Source organism: Rhodococcus yunnanensis NBRC 103083 (assembly GCF_001895005.1).
GTDB lineage: Bacteria > Actinomycetota > Actinomycetes > Mycobacteriales > Mycobacteriaceae > Rhodococcoides > Rhodococcoides yunnanense.
Map to the genome: position 1 here is coordinate 193,406 of NZ_BCXH01000003.1, position 15,123 is coordinate 208,528.

Sequence of the window (15,123 nt, forward strand, 5' to 3'; positions counted from 1 at the left end):
CACTGCTTGAATCCAGCAATTACAGCGGAGGTACACACGCGTGGCTCTCATCGTCCAGAAGTACGGTGGATCGTCGGTGGGTACCGCCGAACGCATCCGACGCGTCGCTGAACGAATCGTCGAGACCAAGAAGGCGGGCAACGACGTCGTCGTCGTGGTGTCCGCCATGGGTGATACCACCGACGAACTCCTCGACCTGGCCCAGCAGGTATGCCCAGCGCCGCCTGCCCGCGAGATGGACATGCTGCTCACCTCGGGTGAACGCATCTCCAACGCGCTCGTTGCCATGGCGATTCATTCGCTCGGCGCCGAGGCCAGATCGTTCACCGGCTCACAGGCGGGCGTCGTCACCACCAGCGTGCACGGCAACGCCAAGATCATCGACGTCACTCCGGGACGCGTCCGCGCTGCGCTCGACGAAGGATCGATCGTGCTCGTCGCAGGCTTCCAAGGTGTCAGCCAGGACAGCAAGGACGTCACGACGCTCGGCCGCGGCGGCTCCGACACCACCGCCGTCGCACTCGCCGCCGCGCTGAACGCGGACGTCTGCGAGATCTACACCGACGTCGACGGCATCTTCACCGCCGATCCGCGCATCGTCTCCAACGCCCGCCACCTCGACACCGTCTCGTTCGAGGAGATGCTCGAGATGGCGGCGTGCGGGGCGAAGGTGCTCATGCTGCGCTGCGTGGAATACGCGCGTCGTTACAACGTTCCCGTACACGTTCGGTCGTCGTACACCACGAAACCCGGAACCATCGTGTCCGGATCTATGGAGGACATTCCAGTGGAAGAAGCCATTCTCACCGGCGTCGCACACGATCGAAGCGAAGCCAAGGTCACGGTCGTCGGTCTGTCCGACGCCCCCGGCTACGCCGCCAAGGTCTTTCGGGCTGTCGCCGATGCCGAGATCAACATCGACATGGTGCTGCAGAACGTCTCCAAGATCGACACCGGCAAGACGGACATCACGTTCACGTGCCCCAAGGCCGACGGTCCGACGGCAGTGGAGAAGCTCACCAAGTTGCAGTCGGAGATCGGCTTCGCGCAGGTGCTCTACAACGACCACATCGGCAAGGTCTCCCTCGTCGGTGCGGGTATGAAGAGCCACCCCGGCGTCACCGCGACGTTCTGTGAAGCGCTCGCGGACGCAGGCATCAACATCGATCTGATCAGCACCTCCGAGATCCGTATCTCGGTGCTGGTCAGCGATTCTCAGCTCGACGACGCGGTCCGTGTTCTACACGAGGCATTCGACCTCGGCGGCGAGGACGAAGCCGTCGTACATGGAGGTACGGGACGATGACCACAGTTGCAGTAGTAGGTGCCACCGGACAGGTCGGCGCCGTCATGCGAACCCTGTTGGAAGAGCGCAACTTTCCCGCCGACACCGTGCGTTTCTTCGCGTCTGCGCGCTCGGCGGGCAAGAAGCTCCCGTTCCGCGGCGAGGAGATCATCGTCGAGGACGCGAGCACCGCAGACCTCGCCGGCATCGACATCGCGCTGTTTTCCGCGGGTGCGACGCTCTCGCGCGAGCAGGGACCGCGATTCGCCGCTGCGGGCGCCGTCGTCATCGACAACTCGTCGGCGTTCCGGGGGGACCCCGAGGTTCCGCTCGTCGTCAGTGAGGTCAACCCCGAGGAAGCGAAGAACCCGCCCAAGGGCATCATCGCCAACCCGAACTGCACCACGATGGCAGCGATGCCGGTGCTGAAGGTGCTGCACGACGAGGCAGGCCTGCAGCGTCTGATCGTCTCCAGCTACCAGGCGGTCTCCGGTAGCGGACTCGCCGGCGTCGAAGAACTGGCGACCCAGGCTCGCGCCGTCATCGGCGACGTCGAGAAGCTGGTGCACGACGGTAGCTCGGTCGACTTCCCGGCCCCGAACAAGTACGTCGCGCCCATCGCGTTCAACGTCCTCCCGCTGGCAGGCGCACTGGTCGATGACGGATCCGGCGAGACCGACGAGGACCAGAAGCTACGCAACGAGTCCCGCAAGATCCTCGGACTCCCGGATCTGCTGGTCAGTGGCACGTGTGTGCGCGTCCCGGTCTTCACCGGCCACTCGCTGTCGATCAATGCCGAGTTCGCGTCACCGCTGTCGGCCGCGCGGGCCCGAGAGATCCTCGCGTCGGCTCCCGGCGTGGAGTTGGTGGACGTGCCGACGCCGTTGCAGGCCGCGGGCAAGGATGCGTCGTTGGTCGGGCGTATCCGTCAGGACCCGGGTGTTCCCGAGGGCCGCGGACTGGCACTCTTCGTCTCGGGCGACAACCTCCGCAAGGGTGCTGCGCTCAACACGATCCAGATCGCGGAATTGCTCGTCTGACTCTTACAACTGCACCGCGCGTTCACATCCCAGGTTTCGGGAGCGAACGCGCGGTGCTGTTGTAGGAAGACTTGCGCTCAGCCGAGCCGTGCGCCGTCGGCCGACCCGTCGAAGACGTGAGCATGTGCCTCGTCGAACCGAATGTGAACGACCTCGCCCTTCTGCGGCGGGTCACGCCAATCTGCGCGCGCGACGATCGTCTGCGTGGAACCGTTGATATCGGCTCGGCCGAACACGAAGGCTTCCGAACCGAGCTCTTCGACGACGTCGATCTCGAGTTTCAGGCCGGATCCGGAGATCTCGACGTGCTCGGGCCGGATTCCGAACACGACCTCGCTGCCCGTCGATCCCGCGAGGGTGCCGCGTGCAACAGGGACGACCTGATCACCGATCCGGACGCCGCCGTCGGTGACGGGGACTCGGAACAGGTTCATCGACGGTGAGCCCATGAAACCTGCGACGAAGACGTTGGTGGGGGTTCGGTAGAGCTCACGCGGCGACGCGCACTGCTGGAGTATGCCGCCCTTGAGAACTGCGACGCGGTCTCCCATCGTCATGGCCTCGACCTGGTCGTGGGTGACGTAGACCGTGGTGGTGGCGAGTCGGCGCTGCAGCTGCGCGATCTGCGTTCGAGTCTGGACACGCAGTTTGGCGTCGAGGTTCGACAGCGGCTCGTCCATCAGGAACACCTGCGGCTGACGCACGATGGCCCGCCCCATCGCCACGCGCTGGCGCTGACCTCCCGAGAGTGCCTTCGGCTTGCGGTCGAGGTACTGCTCCAGGTCCAGAAGTTTCGCCGCTTCCAGGACGCGAGTGCGGATCTCCTCCTTGTTGGCCTTCGCCAGCTTGAGCGCAAATCCCATGTTCTCGGCGACGCTCATGTGCGGGTACAGCGCGTAATTCTGGAACACCATTGCGATGTCCCTGTCCTTCGGTTCGGCATCGGTGACGTCCTTGCCGCCGATGAGAATGCGTCCGCTGTCGACCTCTTCGAGGCCCGCGAGCATCCGAAGCGATGTCGACTTTCCGCAGCCCGACGGGCCGACGAGTACGAGAAATTCACCGTCGGCGATCTCGAGGTCGAGCGCGTCGACCGCGGGGACGTCGGAGCCTGGAAAAAGCCTGGTGGCGTGGTCGAACGTGATGGATGCCATGCGTGAAGTAGATCCCTCCACCGGCAGGAACGTGCCGGACGATCCGAGTGTTGGGTGTCGACGGGTGCCGACGGTTCAACATAGTATGTCGGCCATCACACGTAGGGGGGCGGCATGGACGGGTTGAATCGGAGGTCGGCACTCCGCCTGGCTGCGTTCGGTGTGGTTGCCGCGGCGCTGCCGGCGTCGTCGGTGGTCAAGCGCGCGCTGGCCGACGACATCTTCGGTGGACACAGTCCGCTGCTGTTCCATTCGCCACCGCTGCAGCCCTTCCGTGACGAGTTGCCGCGGTTGCCGATTCTGACGGGCACGTCCATCGAGTTGGGGGCGCACAGCAGCGCGCATTCGTTCCATGCCGATCTCGCACCGGGCCCGACGTTCGGCTACGGGGAACTCGACTATCTCGGCCCGACCATCGAGAGCGTGCAGGGTCAGCCGTGGACACTGTCGTACACCAACGGCACCCAGGGAAATCCGCTGGCCGCGGACATCGACGTCTCGCTGCACGGGATGACCGAACACGACCGAGAGATGACGCCGACGTCGCTGCACATGCACGGCAGTATCACCCCGCCCGCCAGTGACGGACATTCGGAGATGCTCGTGCGGCCCGGCGAGTCTCTGACGCACAGCTTTCCGGGGCTCAACGAGGCAGCGGGGTTGTGGTACCACGATCACGCCATGTCGATGACCCGCATCAACGTCTACGCCGGGCTCGCCGGAATGAATCTCGTTCGCGATCGATTCGATTCGGGAGATGCAGACAATTCGCTCGGGCTGCCGTCCGGTGAATTCGAGCTACCGCTCCTGCTGCAGGAAAAGATCATGAATCCCGACGGCAGCATGAGCATCAGATCCACCATCACGGTGCCGCAGGGTAAATGGGAAGGCGGAGGCACCGGCGACGTCGGAGTGGTCAACGGCAAGATCTGGCCGACCATGGAGGTTGCCCGCGGCCTGTACCGGCTCCGAATCGTGAACGCGGGCTCGTACAGTGTCTGGAATCTGTTCTTCGGCAACAGAATGCAGTTCTGGGTGATCGGCAACGACGGGGGACTGCTCGACGCTCCCGTGTACACCGACAGCATCCGACTCGCGCCCGCCGAACGCGTCGACGTGCTGGTCGATTTCGGTGCGCTGCAGCCCGGTGAACTGGTGGAACTGCGCAACGACGAACCGCCGCCCGCGCAGGCAGCCTCACTCGGAGCCGTGCCCATGCCGCTCTTCTGTCAGTTCAGGGTTGCACCCGGACGCGGTTTCGTCGGTGACGTGATGACGATGTACCGAGGTGGGAAGGGCCAACCGCCGTTACTGCCGCCTGTTCCTGCAGCCCAGGTGCAACGCACCGTGACCGTCAATCAGCCGTCGGCCGGGTTGTCTCTGGCTCCGCCGCTCATGACGCTGAACAACCTTCGCTACGCCGACCCGGACATCGAGATGCCCGCGCAGGGAACCGTCGAGCAGTGGAACATCGTGAACACCACACTCGAACCGCATCCTATCCATCTGCACCTCGTGCACTTCCGGACGCTCGGCCGAGCGCCCGTGGATCTCCCTGCGTACCAACGAGACAACCCGAGGCCGGACGTCGGCATCAAGTGGGCACCGGACGTCGAACGGTACGTCACCGGGCCGTTGTCACCACCCGCAGCGTGGGAGGCGGGCGCCAAGGACACCGTCAACACCTATCCCGGGACCGTCACCAGGATTCTTGTGCGATTCCCGTCTGCCGAGGACCTCGGCTTCGATCCGGACGCTGTGTTCTCTGCCCCCTCGGGCCACCATGGTGGCGGTGCGGAGCTACAGGGCTACATGTGGCACTGCCACATGCTCGACCACGAGGATCACGAGATGATGCTGCGGTATCGGCTGGTGCGCTGACGGTTCTGCTTGTTCTGCTTGTTCTGCGGAGGATGCTCACGCCGATTCTGGATCCTCAGCCCATGCTTGGGATGAGGATTGGAGAGTCGAGTGAGGATCTGGGTAGAGGGCAGAGGGCAGTGGGCATGAGGAGTTAAAAGCAGTCTGGACTGTTTGTTGATTTCACGCTATCGTCCCTTCTGTGACCCAGAGCACTGAAGTACCCGAACGACGCACGCAGGCGCAGCGCACCGCAGGCACGCAGGCAAAGCTTCTCGATGCCGCGATCGAGTGCCTCGTCGAACTGGGATTCGCCAAGACGAGCACTCAGGAGATCGCGCGCCGAGCCGGAGTGTCTCGCGGCGCACAACTGCACCACTTTCCCACCAAGGAAGCCTTGGTGACGGCTGCCGTCGGGCATCTCGTGGAGAAGAGACTCGCCGAGATCCTCGCGAGCGAACCCGACCCCGAGCGCGGAGTCGAAGTGCTCAGCGAGGCGTTCTCCGGTCCGCTCTTCTACGCAGCACTCGAACTGTGGGTTGCGGCGCGAACCGATCCGATCCTGCACGAGGCGATGGTCCCGCTGGAGCGAAAGGTTTCGGAGGCGATCATGGGCGGTGCAACGGCCGTCATGGGAAGCCGTATGACCACCGAATCGATCGAACTCAGCGTCGAACTTGCGCGCGGGCTCGCCGTCTCGGCGCTGCTGCGCACCCCCGAGTCCGATGCAGCCCTACGCGCCCGGCTACTGCCGGCGTGGGAAACGAAGGTGATGCAGTGACGCACTCACAGAAGGTGCTCCCCGAGTCGGTGCGCGTGCTCGTCGTCGGGGCGGGCTTCGCCGGAATCGGCGCGGTATCGAGAATTCTCGACGACGACCCCAACGCCGACGTCGTCGTCATCGAACGAGCGGACGACGTCGGAGGCACGTGGCGCGACAACACCTACCCTGGGTGCGCCTGCGACGTGCCGACCTCGCTCTACTCGTTCTCGTTCGCGCCGAGCCCGGACTGGACACACACGTTCGCCCGCCAACCCGAGATACACCGTTATCTCCGCGGCGTCGTCGACGCACTGGGGCTGCAGGGCAGAATCTTCACCGGATGCGAATTGATCTCTGCGAAATGGGATTCGGCGAACAGTAGATGGGCCGTCGAAACGTCCCTCGGCTCGCTGACGGCACACGTGCTCGTCGCAGCAACCGGTGCGCTGTCGACGCCGAAACTGCCGAACGTCCCAGGGATCGAGAAGTTCGCAGGCACCATGTTCCACTCGGCGACGTGGAACCACGACCACGACCTCACCGACCAGCGCGTGGCCGTCATCGGCACCGGCGCATCCGCGGTACAGTTCGTGCCCGAAATAGTCGACCGCACAGCCCGTCTCACCGTGTTCCAGCGGACACCTGCCTGGGTGGTACCACGGCTCGACCGGACGCTCGGGAAACTGGAGAAAGCGATGTATCGCCGTTTCCCCTCGACGCAGAAGGCTGTGCGCGGATTCATCTACGGGTACCGAGAGGCCTATGTCAGCGCATTGGCACATCACCCCGGTGTGCTGCCGCTCGTGTCGAACGTCGCGAAGCTCCACTTGCGCCGACAGGTCAAGAACCCCGTGACACGCGCTGCATTGACGCCGGATTTCATGTTGGGGTGCAAGCGCATGCTGCTGTCCAACGATTGGTTGAAGACACTGGACCGCGATGACGTCGACCTCGTCGACAGTGGTTTGACCGAGATCACCGAGAACGCGGTGGTCGACGCGCACGGTAACTCGTACCCGGTCGACACGATCATCTTCGCGACCGGATTCACCCCGACGGAACCTCCTGTGTCTCATGCGATTCAGGGTTCCGACGGCCGCACGCTGGCGGAGCGGTGGGGTGGAAGCCCGAACGCGTACCGGGGAACGACGGTGCACGGGTTCCCGAATCTGTTCCTGATGTACGGCCCCAACACCAATCTCGGACACTCGTCGATCGTGTACATGCTCGAATCTCAGGCGAACTACCTGGTCTCGGCGCTGCGGCAGATGCGCGAACAGAGAATCGAAGCGGTCGACGTATCGGAACATGCTCAACAGCAGTACAACTCGTGGATACACGACTCGCTGTCCGGCACCGTGTGGAACGCAGGCGGATGCTCGAGTTGGTACCTCGACTCCGAGGGCCGCAATCCGGTCATGTGGCCGACCTACACCTTCACCTTTCGAAACTCGACGCGAACGTTCGAGACCTCGGACTACGCCCTCACGCCTGCGGGAAAGAGTGCACAACTATGAGCGACTACGACGTCCTCGTCATAGGATCCGGCTTCGGCGGTAGTGTCGCCGCGCTGAGGGCGACCGAAAAAGGGTATCGGGTGGGGGTACTCGAATCGGGCCGACGGTTCGCCGACGACGAACTGCCGAAAACCAGTTGGCGTCTGCGAAAGTACCTGTGGGCCCCTGCAATCGGATGCTATGGCGTGCAGCGTATCCACCTGCTGCCCGATGTTCTCGTCATGGCGGGCGCCGGAGTCGGAGGCGGGTCGCTGAACTACGCCAACACGCTGTACCAACCACCGAAGCGATTCTTCGACGACCCGCAGTGGGGCAACATCACCGACTGGCACCGCGAACTCGGCCCGTACTACGACCAGGCCAAACGTATGCTCGGCGTGGAAAAGAACCCGACGATCACGCAGTCGGACAAGGTCATGAAGGAAGTCGCCGACGACATGGGTGTCGGCGAGACCTTCACCAGTACGCCGGTCGGTGTGTTCTTCGGAACCGCAGGGGAGAAGTCTCCCGATCCGTTCTTCGGCGGCGTAGGGCCGTCGCGTACCGGCTGCACCGAGTGCGGTTCGTGTATGACGGGATGCCGCGTCGGCGCGAAGAACACCCTGGTCAAGAACTATCTCTATCTGGCCGAACATGCTGGCGCGCAGGTATTTCCGCTGACGACGGTCACCGCGGTCCGGCCCGCCACGGGAGGCGGCTACGAGGTGGTGACGCGCAGGACCGGCGGCAAGCTCCGGCGCACGGAAACGGTGATGACTGCGGACCAGGTCGTGTTCGCCGCGGGAACGTACGGTACACAGAAGTTGCTGCTCGCGATGAAGGAGACCGGCCGGCTACCTGCACTCTCGGAGCGAATCGGTAGCCTCGTGCGAACGAACTCCGAAGCGGTGCTCGCCGCGACCGCGCGGGGGCGCGACGTCGACTACACACAGGGAGTGGCGATCACATCGTCGTTCCACCCCGACGACCACACGCACATCGAACCCGTTCGATACGGCAAGGGCAGCAACGCGATCGGACTGCTCCAAACCGTGTTGAGCGATGGCGGAGGCCGAACTCCGCGGCTACTGAAGACTGTCGGCGTCGCACTCCGGCATCCAGGTGCAGCGCTGCGAAGCCTGTCGGTACGTCGGTGGTCCGAACGTACCGTCATCGCTCTGGTCATGCAGACCGACGACAACTCGCTCGAACTCGGATCCACGAAGGGGCTCTTCGGTCGGCACCTGACCAGCAGGCCCGGACCGGGAGATCCGCCGCCTCAGTGGATTCCGCAGGGGCACGAGGCGATCAGGCTGCTGGCCGACAAGATCGGCGGCGACCCTGGAGGTTCGATCGCCGAGATCGTGAACATTCCGATGACCGCACATTTTCTGGGTGGCTGCGCCATCGGCGACTCTGCACGGACGGGCGTCGTGGACGCGTACCACCGCGTCTACGGGTACGAGGGGCTCCACGTCGTCGACGGCTCGGCCGTCAGCGCCAATCTCGGGGTCAATCCGTCGCTCACGATCACCGCTCAAGCCGAGCGCGCAATGGCGTTGTGGCCGAACAAGGGAGAGCTCGACGCCAGGCCTGCGCTTGGCTCGGAGTACCGCGAAATTGTGCCGACGCATCCCGCACGGCCCGTGGTACCGGTTGCGGCTCCGGGCGCGCTGCGACTGCCGCTGACTGCTCTGGGAGGTTCGACATGTGGAGCGTGAAGGAATCGACGTCCGACCGCACCGACTGGCCGGAGAGCCCGCCGCCGCCGTGGCCTGCCGAGGTTCGCGCGACCATCTGGTGGCACCGAGCGACGCCGGTCGGCCGCGAGCTTCTTCCCGAGAAGGATCTGCCGGTGACCGTGGCGATGGTCGTCGACTATCTGAGCTCGCCCGTAGGGCCGTACCGGGAAATTCTCGCGAGCCCGGTGCTACGACGGCCGGTGCGGAACTCAGGTGCGCTGCCGAGAATCGCGGTCCCGTTCATCGCCGTCGACTCGGAGACGTCGGTGCACGGTGGCCGCACTCACTGGTCGCTACCGAAGGTATTGGCGAAATTCGGCGGCGACGTACTGACGTCGGCGTCTGCGGCGGGAGAGGAGTGGGAGGTGCGCACCGACGCCTCGGGTATCGGCCCGCGGTTCCCGATTCGGGGAGGTCTCGGGTTTGCTCAACCGGTCGACGACGAGGTTCTTCTGGCCGGTGCGCGGTTGTCCGGCAAGGCCAGGTTGTGCCGGGTGACCGTCGGCGCAGAGGGCCCCACGTTGAGTCGATGGCTGTCCTCGGGCACCCATTTCGGGTTGCAGATCGTCGCAGGCACTATGACCACTGGCCCATCGAAGCTGGTCAGCGGGGCTGAGGTCTAGTTAGACTGCCTTTTCTTGACTAATTCCAGAAAGCGGGCATACTCGAACGCATGCCATCGGAAGAGACGATCTCGGACCCGGCCGCGCTGTTGCGCTCGGTGGGTCTTCGCGTCACGACTCCTCGGGTGGCGGTACTGAATGCGGTCACAGCCCGACCGCATTCGGACGCCGACGACGTTGCAGCACTGGTCCGAGCCGATGTCGGTTCGGTGTCGACGCAGGCGGTGTACGACGTTCTGCGCGCATGCGTGAGCGCCGGACTTCTCCGCCGCATCGAGCCCGCAGGGTCTCCTGCGCTGTACGAAACTCGGATCGGCGACAACCATCACCACCTGGTGTGCCGTAGTTGCCAGACGGTGCTCGACGTCGATTGTGTCGTCGGCGCAGCGCCGTGCCTCGATCCGTCGGATTCTCATGGATTCGTCGTCGAGGAAGCCGAAATAGTGTTCTGGGGATTGTGCCAGGACTGCCTGCCCCAGCCCGGTCAGGGTTCGACTGCTGTCGATTCGGCTATCAGCACCAACAACTCTTCCCATACCCAGTAACTTCAGGAGGCTTTGCACATGACCGAGCCGACCACCAGCAATTCCGGAATCCCGGTTGCCAGCGACGACCAGTCGTTGACCGCCGGAACGCAGGGTCCGATCCTGCTCCACGATCATTACCTCATCGAGAAAATGGCGCAGTTCAACCGTGAGCGCGTGCCCGAGCGTGTCGTACATGCCAAGGGCGCAGGTGCATTCGGCGTCCTCGAAATCACCGAGGACATCTCGCAGTACACCAAAGCTGCCGCGCTGCAGAAGGGCGTCAAGACCGAGGCTCTCGCGCGTTTCTCGACGGTCGCAGGCGAGCAGGGTAGCCCGGACACCTGGCGTGACCCTCGCGGTTTCGCGCTGAAGTTCTACACGACCGAGGGCAACTGGGATCTCGTCGGCAACAACACCCCGGTGTTCTTCGTCAAGGATCCGATCAAGTTCCAGGACTTCATCCGAAGCCAGAAGCGCCTGCCCGCCTCCGGCCTTCGTGACCACGACATGCAGTGGGACTTCTGGACGCTGTCACCGGAAACGGCGCATCAGGTCACGTGGCTCATGGGCGACCGCGGTATCCCGAAGAGCTTCCGGCACATGGACGGATTCGGCTCGCACACATACCAGTTCATCAACGAGGCCGGTGAGCGGTCCTGGGTCAAGTTCCACTTCAAAACCAACCAGGGCATCGACTTTCTGACACAGCAGAAGGCCGACGAGCTGGCCGGCACGTCCCCCGACCATCATCGGCAGGACCTGTTCGGCGCGATCAGCGAGGGCGACTTCCCGAGTTGGGACTTCTACATCCAGATCATGCCGTACGACGACGCGGAGAACTACAAATACAATCCGTTCGACCTCACCAAGGTCTGGTCCCAGAAGGACTACCCCAAGATCAAGGTCGGAAAGCTCACGCTGAACCGCAACCCGGAAAACTTCTTCGCTCAGATCGAGCAGAGCTCGTTCGAGCCGTCGAACCTCGTTCCCGGAATCGGCGTCAGCCCCGACAAGATGCTGCTCGGCCGCGTCTTCTCGTACGCCGACGCGCACCGATACCGCATCGGCACCAATTACGCGCAGCTGCCGGTCAATGCACCCAAGGCGCCCGTCAACACGTACTCGAAGGAAGGGGCGATGCGGTACTCGTTCAACTCCGCGGACACTCCCGTGTACGCACCCAACTCGTACGGCGGCCCGCACGCGGACTCGGCGAAGTTCGGGAGCGACGGGTCATGGGATTTCGAGCCCCGCTTCGTGCGCACCGGGTACATCGAGCATGCCGAGGACGGCGACTTCGTCCAGGCAGGCATCCTCGTTCGTGAGGTGCTCGACGACGCGGCGCGTGAACGCTTGGCAGGCAACATCGTCGGCCACGCACTCAACGGTGTGTCCGAGCCGATACTGAAGCGCGTCTTCGAATACTGGACCAACGTCGACCCCGATCTCGGCAAGAAGGTCGAGGAGGGCGTCAGAGCAGGGCAGGCCGACGCGGCACCCACCACGAGCCAGTCGCCCACCACCCCGGGCGACGAGGCGGAAAAGGTCTGACAAGACCGATCCCACCGGTAAATCCTCGACGAAGGAGGACTTCATGACCAATCCCATCACCAGCACCCTCGATGCCGGTCAGCAGAAGATCGCCGGAGATGCCCTGCAGGGCACCGTCGTCGATCTGATCGATCTCTCGCTGATCGCGAAGCAGGCGCACTGGAACGTCATCGGTAAGAACTTCCGATCCGTTCACCTCGCCCTCGACGAACTGGTCACTGCAGCAAGAGATTTCACCGACGCCGCGGCCGAACGCGCAACTGCGATCGGCGTCAGTCCCGACGGCCGATCGGCAACCGTGTCGACGACCGCGGGCACCAAGGGATTCGGCGAAGGCTGGACCAAGGACGAACAGGTCATCGCTGCCATCGTCGACAATCTCGCCGCCGTCGTCGATCGACTTCGAGGACGTATCGCCGACACCGAGGCAGCCGATCCGGTCACCCAGGATCTGCTGATCGGTATCACCGCGCGGCTCGAGCAGCTGCACTGGATGTGGCAGGCCCAGGTCGACTGAGCCGTCGTTCGACGAAGGGGACCTCTCGATGCGAGGGGTCCTCTTCGTGTTTCACCCGGACTTCTCGAGGGTAAGCACCGTCGATGAACACAAGCCCCGGCGCAGTTCTGTTCGACATCGACGGCACGCTCGTCGATTCCAACTACGTGCACGTCGACACATGGTCTCGCGCGTTCGCCGACGCGGGTGTGACGGTGCCGTCGTGGCGGATACACCGGTGCATAGGGATGGACGGGGACAAGCTCCTCGAAGCTCTGGTCGGCTCGGCCGACAGCGCAGTCGCACTGGAGGCCAAGGACCTTCACAGCGACTACTACGACAAGGCCAGCGGGCGCCTACAGATACTGCCGGGTGCGCGCGAACTGCTGCAGCGGATCGAAGAACTCGGCCTGACGGTGGTGCTTGCGACGTCGGCACCCGAGTCCGAACTGGCTATGCTGCGTGACCTCCTCGACGTCGAGGAGGTTCTGTCCGCCGTAACCTCCGCCGAGGACGCCGAGGACGCCAAACCGGATCCCGAGATCATCGACATCGCTCTTGCGCGGGCCTCCGTCACGCCCGAGCGCGCGGTGATGGTGGGCGACAGTGTGTGGGACATGAAGGCGTCACGACGCGCCGGTGTGGTGTGCCTCGGTGTTCGATGCGGCGGCGTCCCCGACGCGGAACTGCGTGCCGCCGGTGCCGAGGACGTGTACGAGGATCCGGCCGACCTCGTCGACAAGCTGCAGGACAGCACGAAGTACGTCAGCGCGATCGCGAGATTGATCGACGCATGACCCGTGATCGCGGTTACAGCGCGGTGGAAGACTACGCGGCCATCGGCGACGGGCGGACCGTCGCACTGATCGCCGACGACGGAACAATCGATTGGCTGCCGTTGCCGAATCTCGATTCGCCGCCTCCCTTCGCTGCGCTTCTCGATGCGGAACACGGCGGAAGTTTCCAGCTCCGCCCAGTCGAGGACTTCACTTCGAAGCGCGAATTCGTCTCCGGAACCAACGTTCTCGCCACGATTCATCGAACGGCGTCGGGGACGGTTCGTGTCACCGATTCGTTGAATACCGGTGTCGCCGGCCGGCTGCCGTGGGTCGAACTGGCTCGGCGGATCGACGGGATCGACGGTGCCGTCGAGATGACGTGGTGCGTCGCTCCCGGCACCATGCTGGGGAGCGCTTCGCCGTGGGCGTACGACACCCAGCACGGCACGGTACTTCGCGCGGACGGATTGACGATGGGTGTCCGAACGCTGGAGGCGGACGACGTCACCGTCGAGAATCAAAGCATCTGTGGAACATTCACCACAGCCGCCGGGTCGCGGCACCTCGTCGGGTTGGTGGGCACCGAGCACGAGCCTCTGCACCTTCCCGATCCGCGCAACGTCGACGACGGCGTCGACCGCACGGTGCGAAACTGGCGAGCGTGGTCCGAGGAGTTCGACTACGACGGGCCGTGGTCGGAGCACGTTGCACGCAGTGCTCTTGCGCTGAAGTTGCTGTTGCACAGCCCATCCGGCGCCATCGCTGCAGCAGCAACCACATCGTTGCCGGAGAACCTGGACGGCGGAAAGAACTGGGACTACCGCTATGCGTGGGTGCGCGACACCGCGTACACGATTCGAGCGATGATCCGCTTCGGTCTCCGCGAGGAAGTCCACGCGGCGGTGGCCTGGCTGTTGAAGGTCATTCGATGCAACGATCCCCTCGTCAACGTCTTCTACACCCTCGGCGGTGAGTTGCCCGGCGGAACCGAGCAGCCCGATGTGCCGGGCTGGCGCGGAATCGGACCCGTCGTCAACGGCAACGCCGCCGCAGATCAGCTCCAGCTGGGCATCTTCGGCGATCTCTTCTCGATCGTTCGCCTGTACGTCGACGCAGGCAATGTCCTCGACGCCGACACCGGCCGGCTGCTCGCAACCATCGCCGACCAGACATGCGACTCGTGGCAACGCCGCGACGCGGGCATCTGGGAGCTCGAAGAGGAGCAGCACTACACCAGTTCCACACTCGGCTGCTGGCAAGCGCTCGACTGTGCGGTACATCTTGCCGACAGCGGTCAGATCCCCGGTGTCGCAGACAGGTGGCGGGCCGAGAAGGACCGAATCCGTGCATACGTCGAAGACGAATGCTGGTCGGACGAGCGACAGACGTACACGTCCTACCCCGGCTCGACCGGCCTCGACGCCTCGGTTCTGCTGGCCGCCGAGATGAATTTCGATCGCGGCGAACGAATGTCGTCGACGATCGATGCACTCGGTGAGGAACTCGGCTCCGGGCCACTGCTGTACCGCTACTCGGGCGCCCAGAAGGAGGAAGCCACCTTTGTGGCGTGTGCGTTCTGGCGGGTGTCCGCACTCTCGTGCGTCGGACGCGACTCCGAAGCCACCGCCCTGATGGACCAGCTGGTCGAGATGTCCAACGACGTCGGGCTGTACAGCGAGATGATCGATGCTTCGGACGGATCGTTTCTGGGTAACTTCCCACAGGGCCTGAGCCACCTGGCATTGGTGAACGCAGCACTGACCATCGGGCGCTCGCACGATGCGACCGCTGAACGTTGAATCGAAAG

Annotated in this window: 13 protein-coding genes; 12 read left to right on the forward strand and 1 reads right to left on the reverse strand. The window is 64.1% G+C overall.

The features are described from left to right. The first annotated feature begins 40 nt into the window (after positions 1 to 40). Both RY1_RS07320 and RY1_RS07325 read left to right on the forward strand, forming a co-directional pair. Positions 41 to 1,306 (forward strand): aspartate kinase, encoded by a 1,266-nt coding sequence (locus tag RY1_RS07320; RefSeq protein ID WP_072802882.1) that lies wholly within the window; start codon positions 41 to 43, stop codon positions 1,304 to 1,306. Further along, positions 1,303 to 2,325, forward strand: a complete 1,023-nt coding sequence (locus RY1_RS07325; protein WP_072802883.1) for an aspartate-semialdehyde dehydrogenase — start codon at positions 1,303 to 1,305, stop codon at positions 2,323 to 2,325. Before RY1_RS07320 ends, RY1_RS07325 begins: the two co-directional genes overlap by 4 nt. A 77-nt stretch (positions 2,326 to 2,402) precedes the next feature. Here the strand turns inward: RY1_RS07325 and RY1_RS07330 are convergent, their stop codons facing one another. Continuing rightward, positions 2,403 to 3,479, reverse strand: a complete 1,077-nt coding sequence (locus RY1_RS07330; RefSeq protein WP_072802884.1) for an ABC transporter ATP-binding protein — start codon at positions 3,477 to 3,479, stop codon at positions 2,403 to 2,405. A gap of 114 nt (positions 3,480 to 3,593) precedes the next feature. Here RY1_RS07330 and RY1_RS07335 point away from each other — a divergent pair, with 114 nt between their 5' ends. The 10 genes from RY1_RS07335 (at position 3,594) to RY1_RS07380 (ending at position 15,115) form a co-directional block, all read left to right on the forward strand. After that, positions 3,594 to 5,360 (forward strand): multicopper oxidase family protein, encoded by a 1,767-nt coding sequence (locus RY1_RS07335; protein ID WP_072802885.1) that lies wholly within the window; start codon positions 3,594 to 3,596, stop codon positions 5,358 to 5,360. 181 nt (positions 5,361 to 5,541) lie between these two features. Further along, entirely contained in the window at positions 5,542 to 6,120 is a 579-nt protein-coding gene (locus tag RY1_RS07340; protein WP_072802886.1) for a TetR/AcrR family transcriptional regulator, read from the forward strand. Then, positions 6,117 to 7,619, forward strand: a complete 1,503-nt coding sequence (locus RY1_RS07345; RefSeq protein ID WP_245819530.1) for a flavin-containing monooxygenase — start codon at positions 6,117 to 6,119, stop codon at positions 7,617 to 7,619. The genes RY1_RS07340 and RY1_RS07345 overlap by 4 nt, the downstream gene beginning before the upstream one ends. Next, positions 7,616 to 9,319 (forward strand): GMC oxidoreductase, encoded by a 1,704-nt coding sequence (locus RY1_RS07350; protein ID WP_072802887.1) that lies wholly within the window; start codon positions 7,616 to 7,618, stop codon positions 9,317 to 9,319. Before RY1_RS07345 ends, RY1_RS07350 begins: the two co-directional genes overlap by 4 nt. Then, positions 9,307 to 9,963: an acetoacetate decarboxylase family protein gene (locus RY1_RS07355; protein WP_072802888.1), complete on the forward strand. Its 657-nt coding sequence runs from the start codon at positions 9,307 to 9,309 to the stop codon at positions 9,961 to 9,963. Before RY1_RS07350 ends, RY1_RS07355 begins: the two co-directional genes overlap by 13 nt. A gap of 50 nt (positions 9,964 to 10,013) precedes the next feature. Next, positions 10,014 to 10,508: a Fur family transcriptional regulator gene (locus RY1_RS07360; RefSeq protein ID WP_072802889.1), complete on the forward strand. Its 495-nt coding sequence runs from the start codon at positions 10,014 to 10,016 to the stop codon at positions 10,506 to 10,508. Positions 10,509 to 10,526: 18 nt separating this feature from the next. Continuing rightward, positions 10,527 to 12,041 (forward strand): catalase, encoded by a 1,515-nt coding sequence (locus RY1_RS07365; protein WP_072802890.1) that lies wholly within the window; start codon positions 10,527 to 10,529, stop codon positions 12,039 to 12,041. A gap of 43 nt (positions 12,042 to 12,084) precedes the next feature. After that, positions 12,085 to 12,558, forward strand: coding sequence for a Dps family protein (locus RY1_RS07370; RefSeq protein WP_072802891.1), 474 nt, complete (start codon positions 12,085 to 12,087; stop codon positions 12,556 to 12,558). 83 nt (positions 12,559 to 12,641) lie between these two features. Then, complete coding sequence (locus RY1_RS07375) at positions 12,642 to 13,334, forward strand: HAD family hydrolase (RefSeq protein ID WP_072802892.1); 693 nt, start codon at positions 12,642 to 12,644, stop codon at positions 13,332 to 13,334. Continuing rightward, entirely contained in the window at positions 13,331 to 15,115 is a 1,785-nt protein-coding gene (locus RY1_RS07380) for a glycoside hydrolase family 15 protein (RefSeq protein ID WP_072802893.1), read from the forward strand. Before RY1_RS07375 ends, RY1_RS07380 begins: the two co-directional genes overlap by 4 nt. The last annotated feature ends 8 nt before the right edge of the window (positions 15,116 to 15,123 follow it).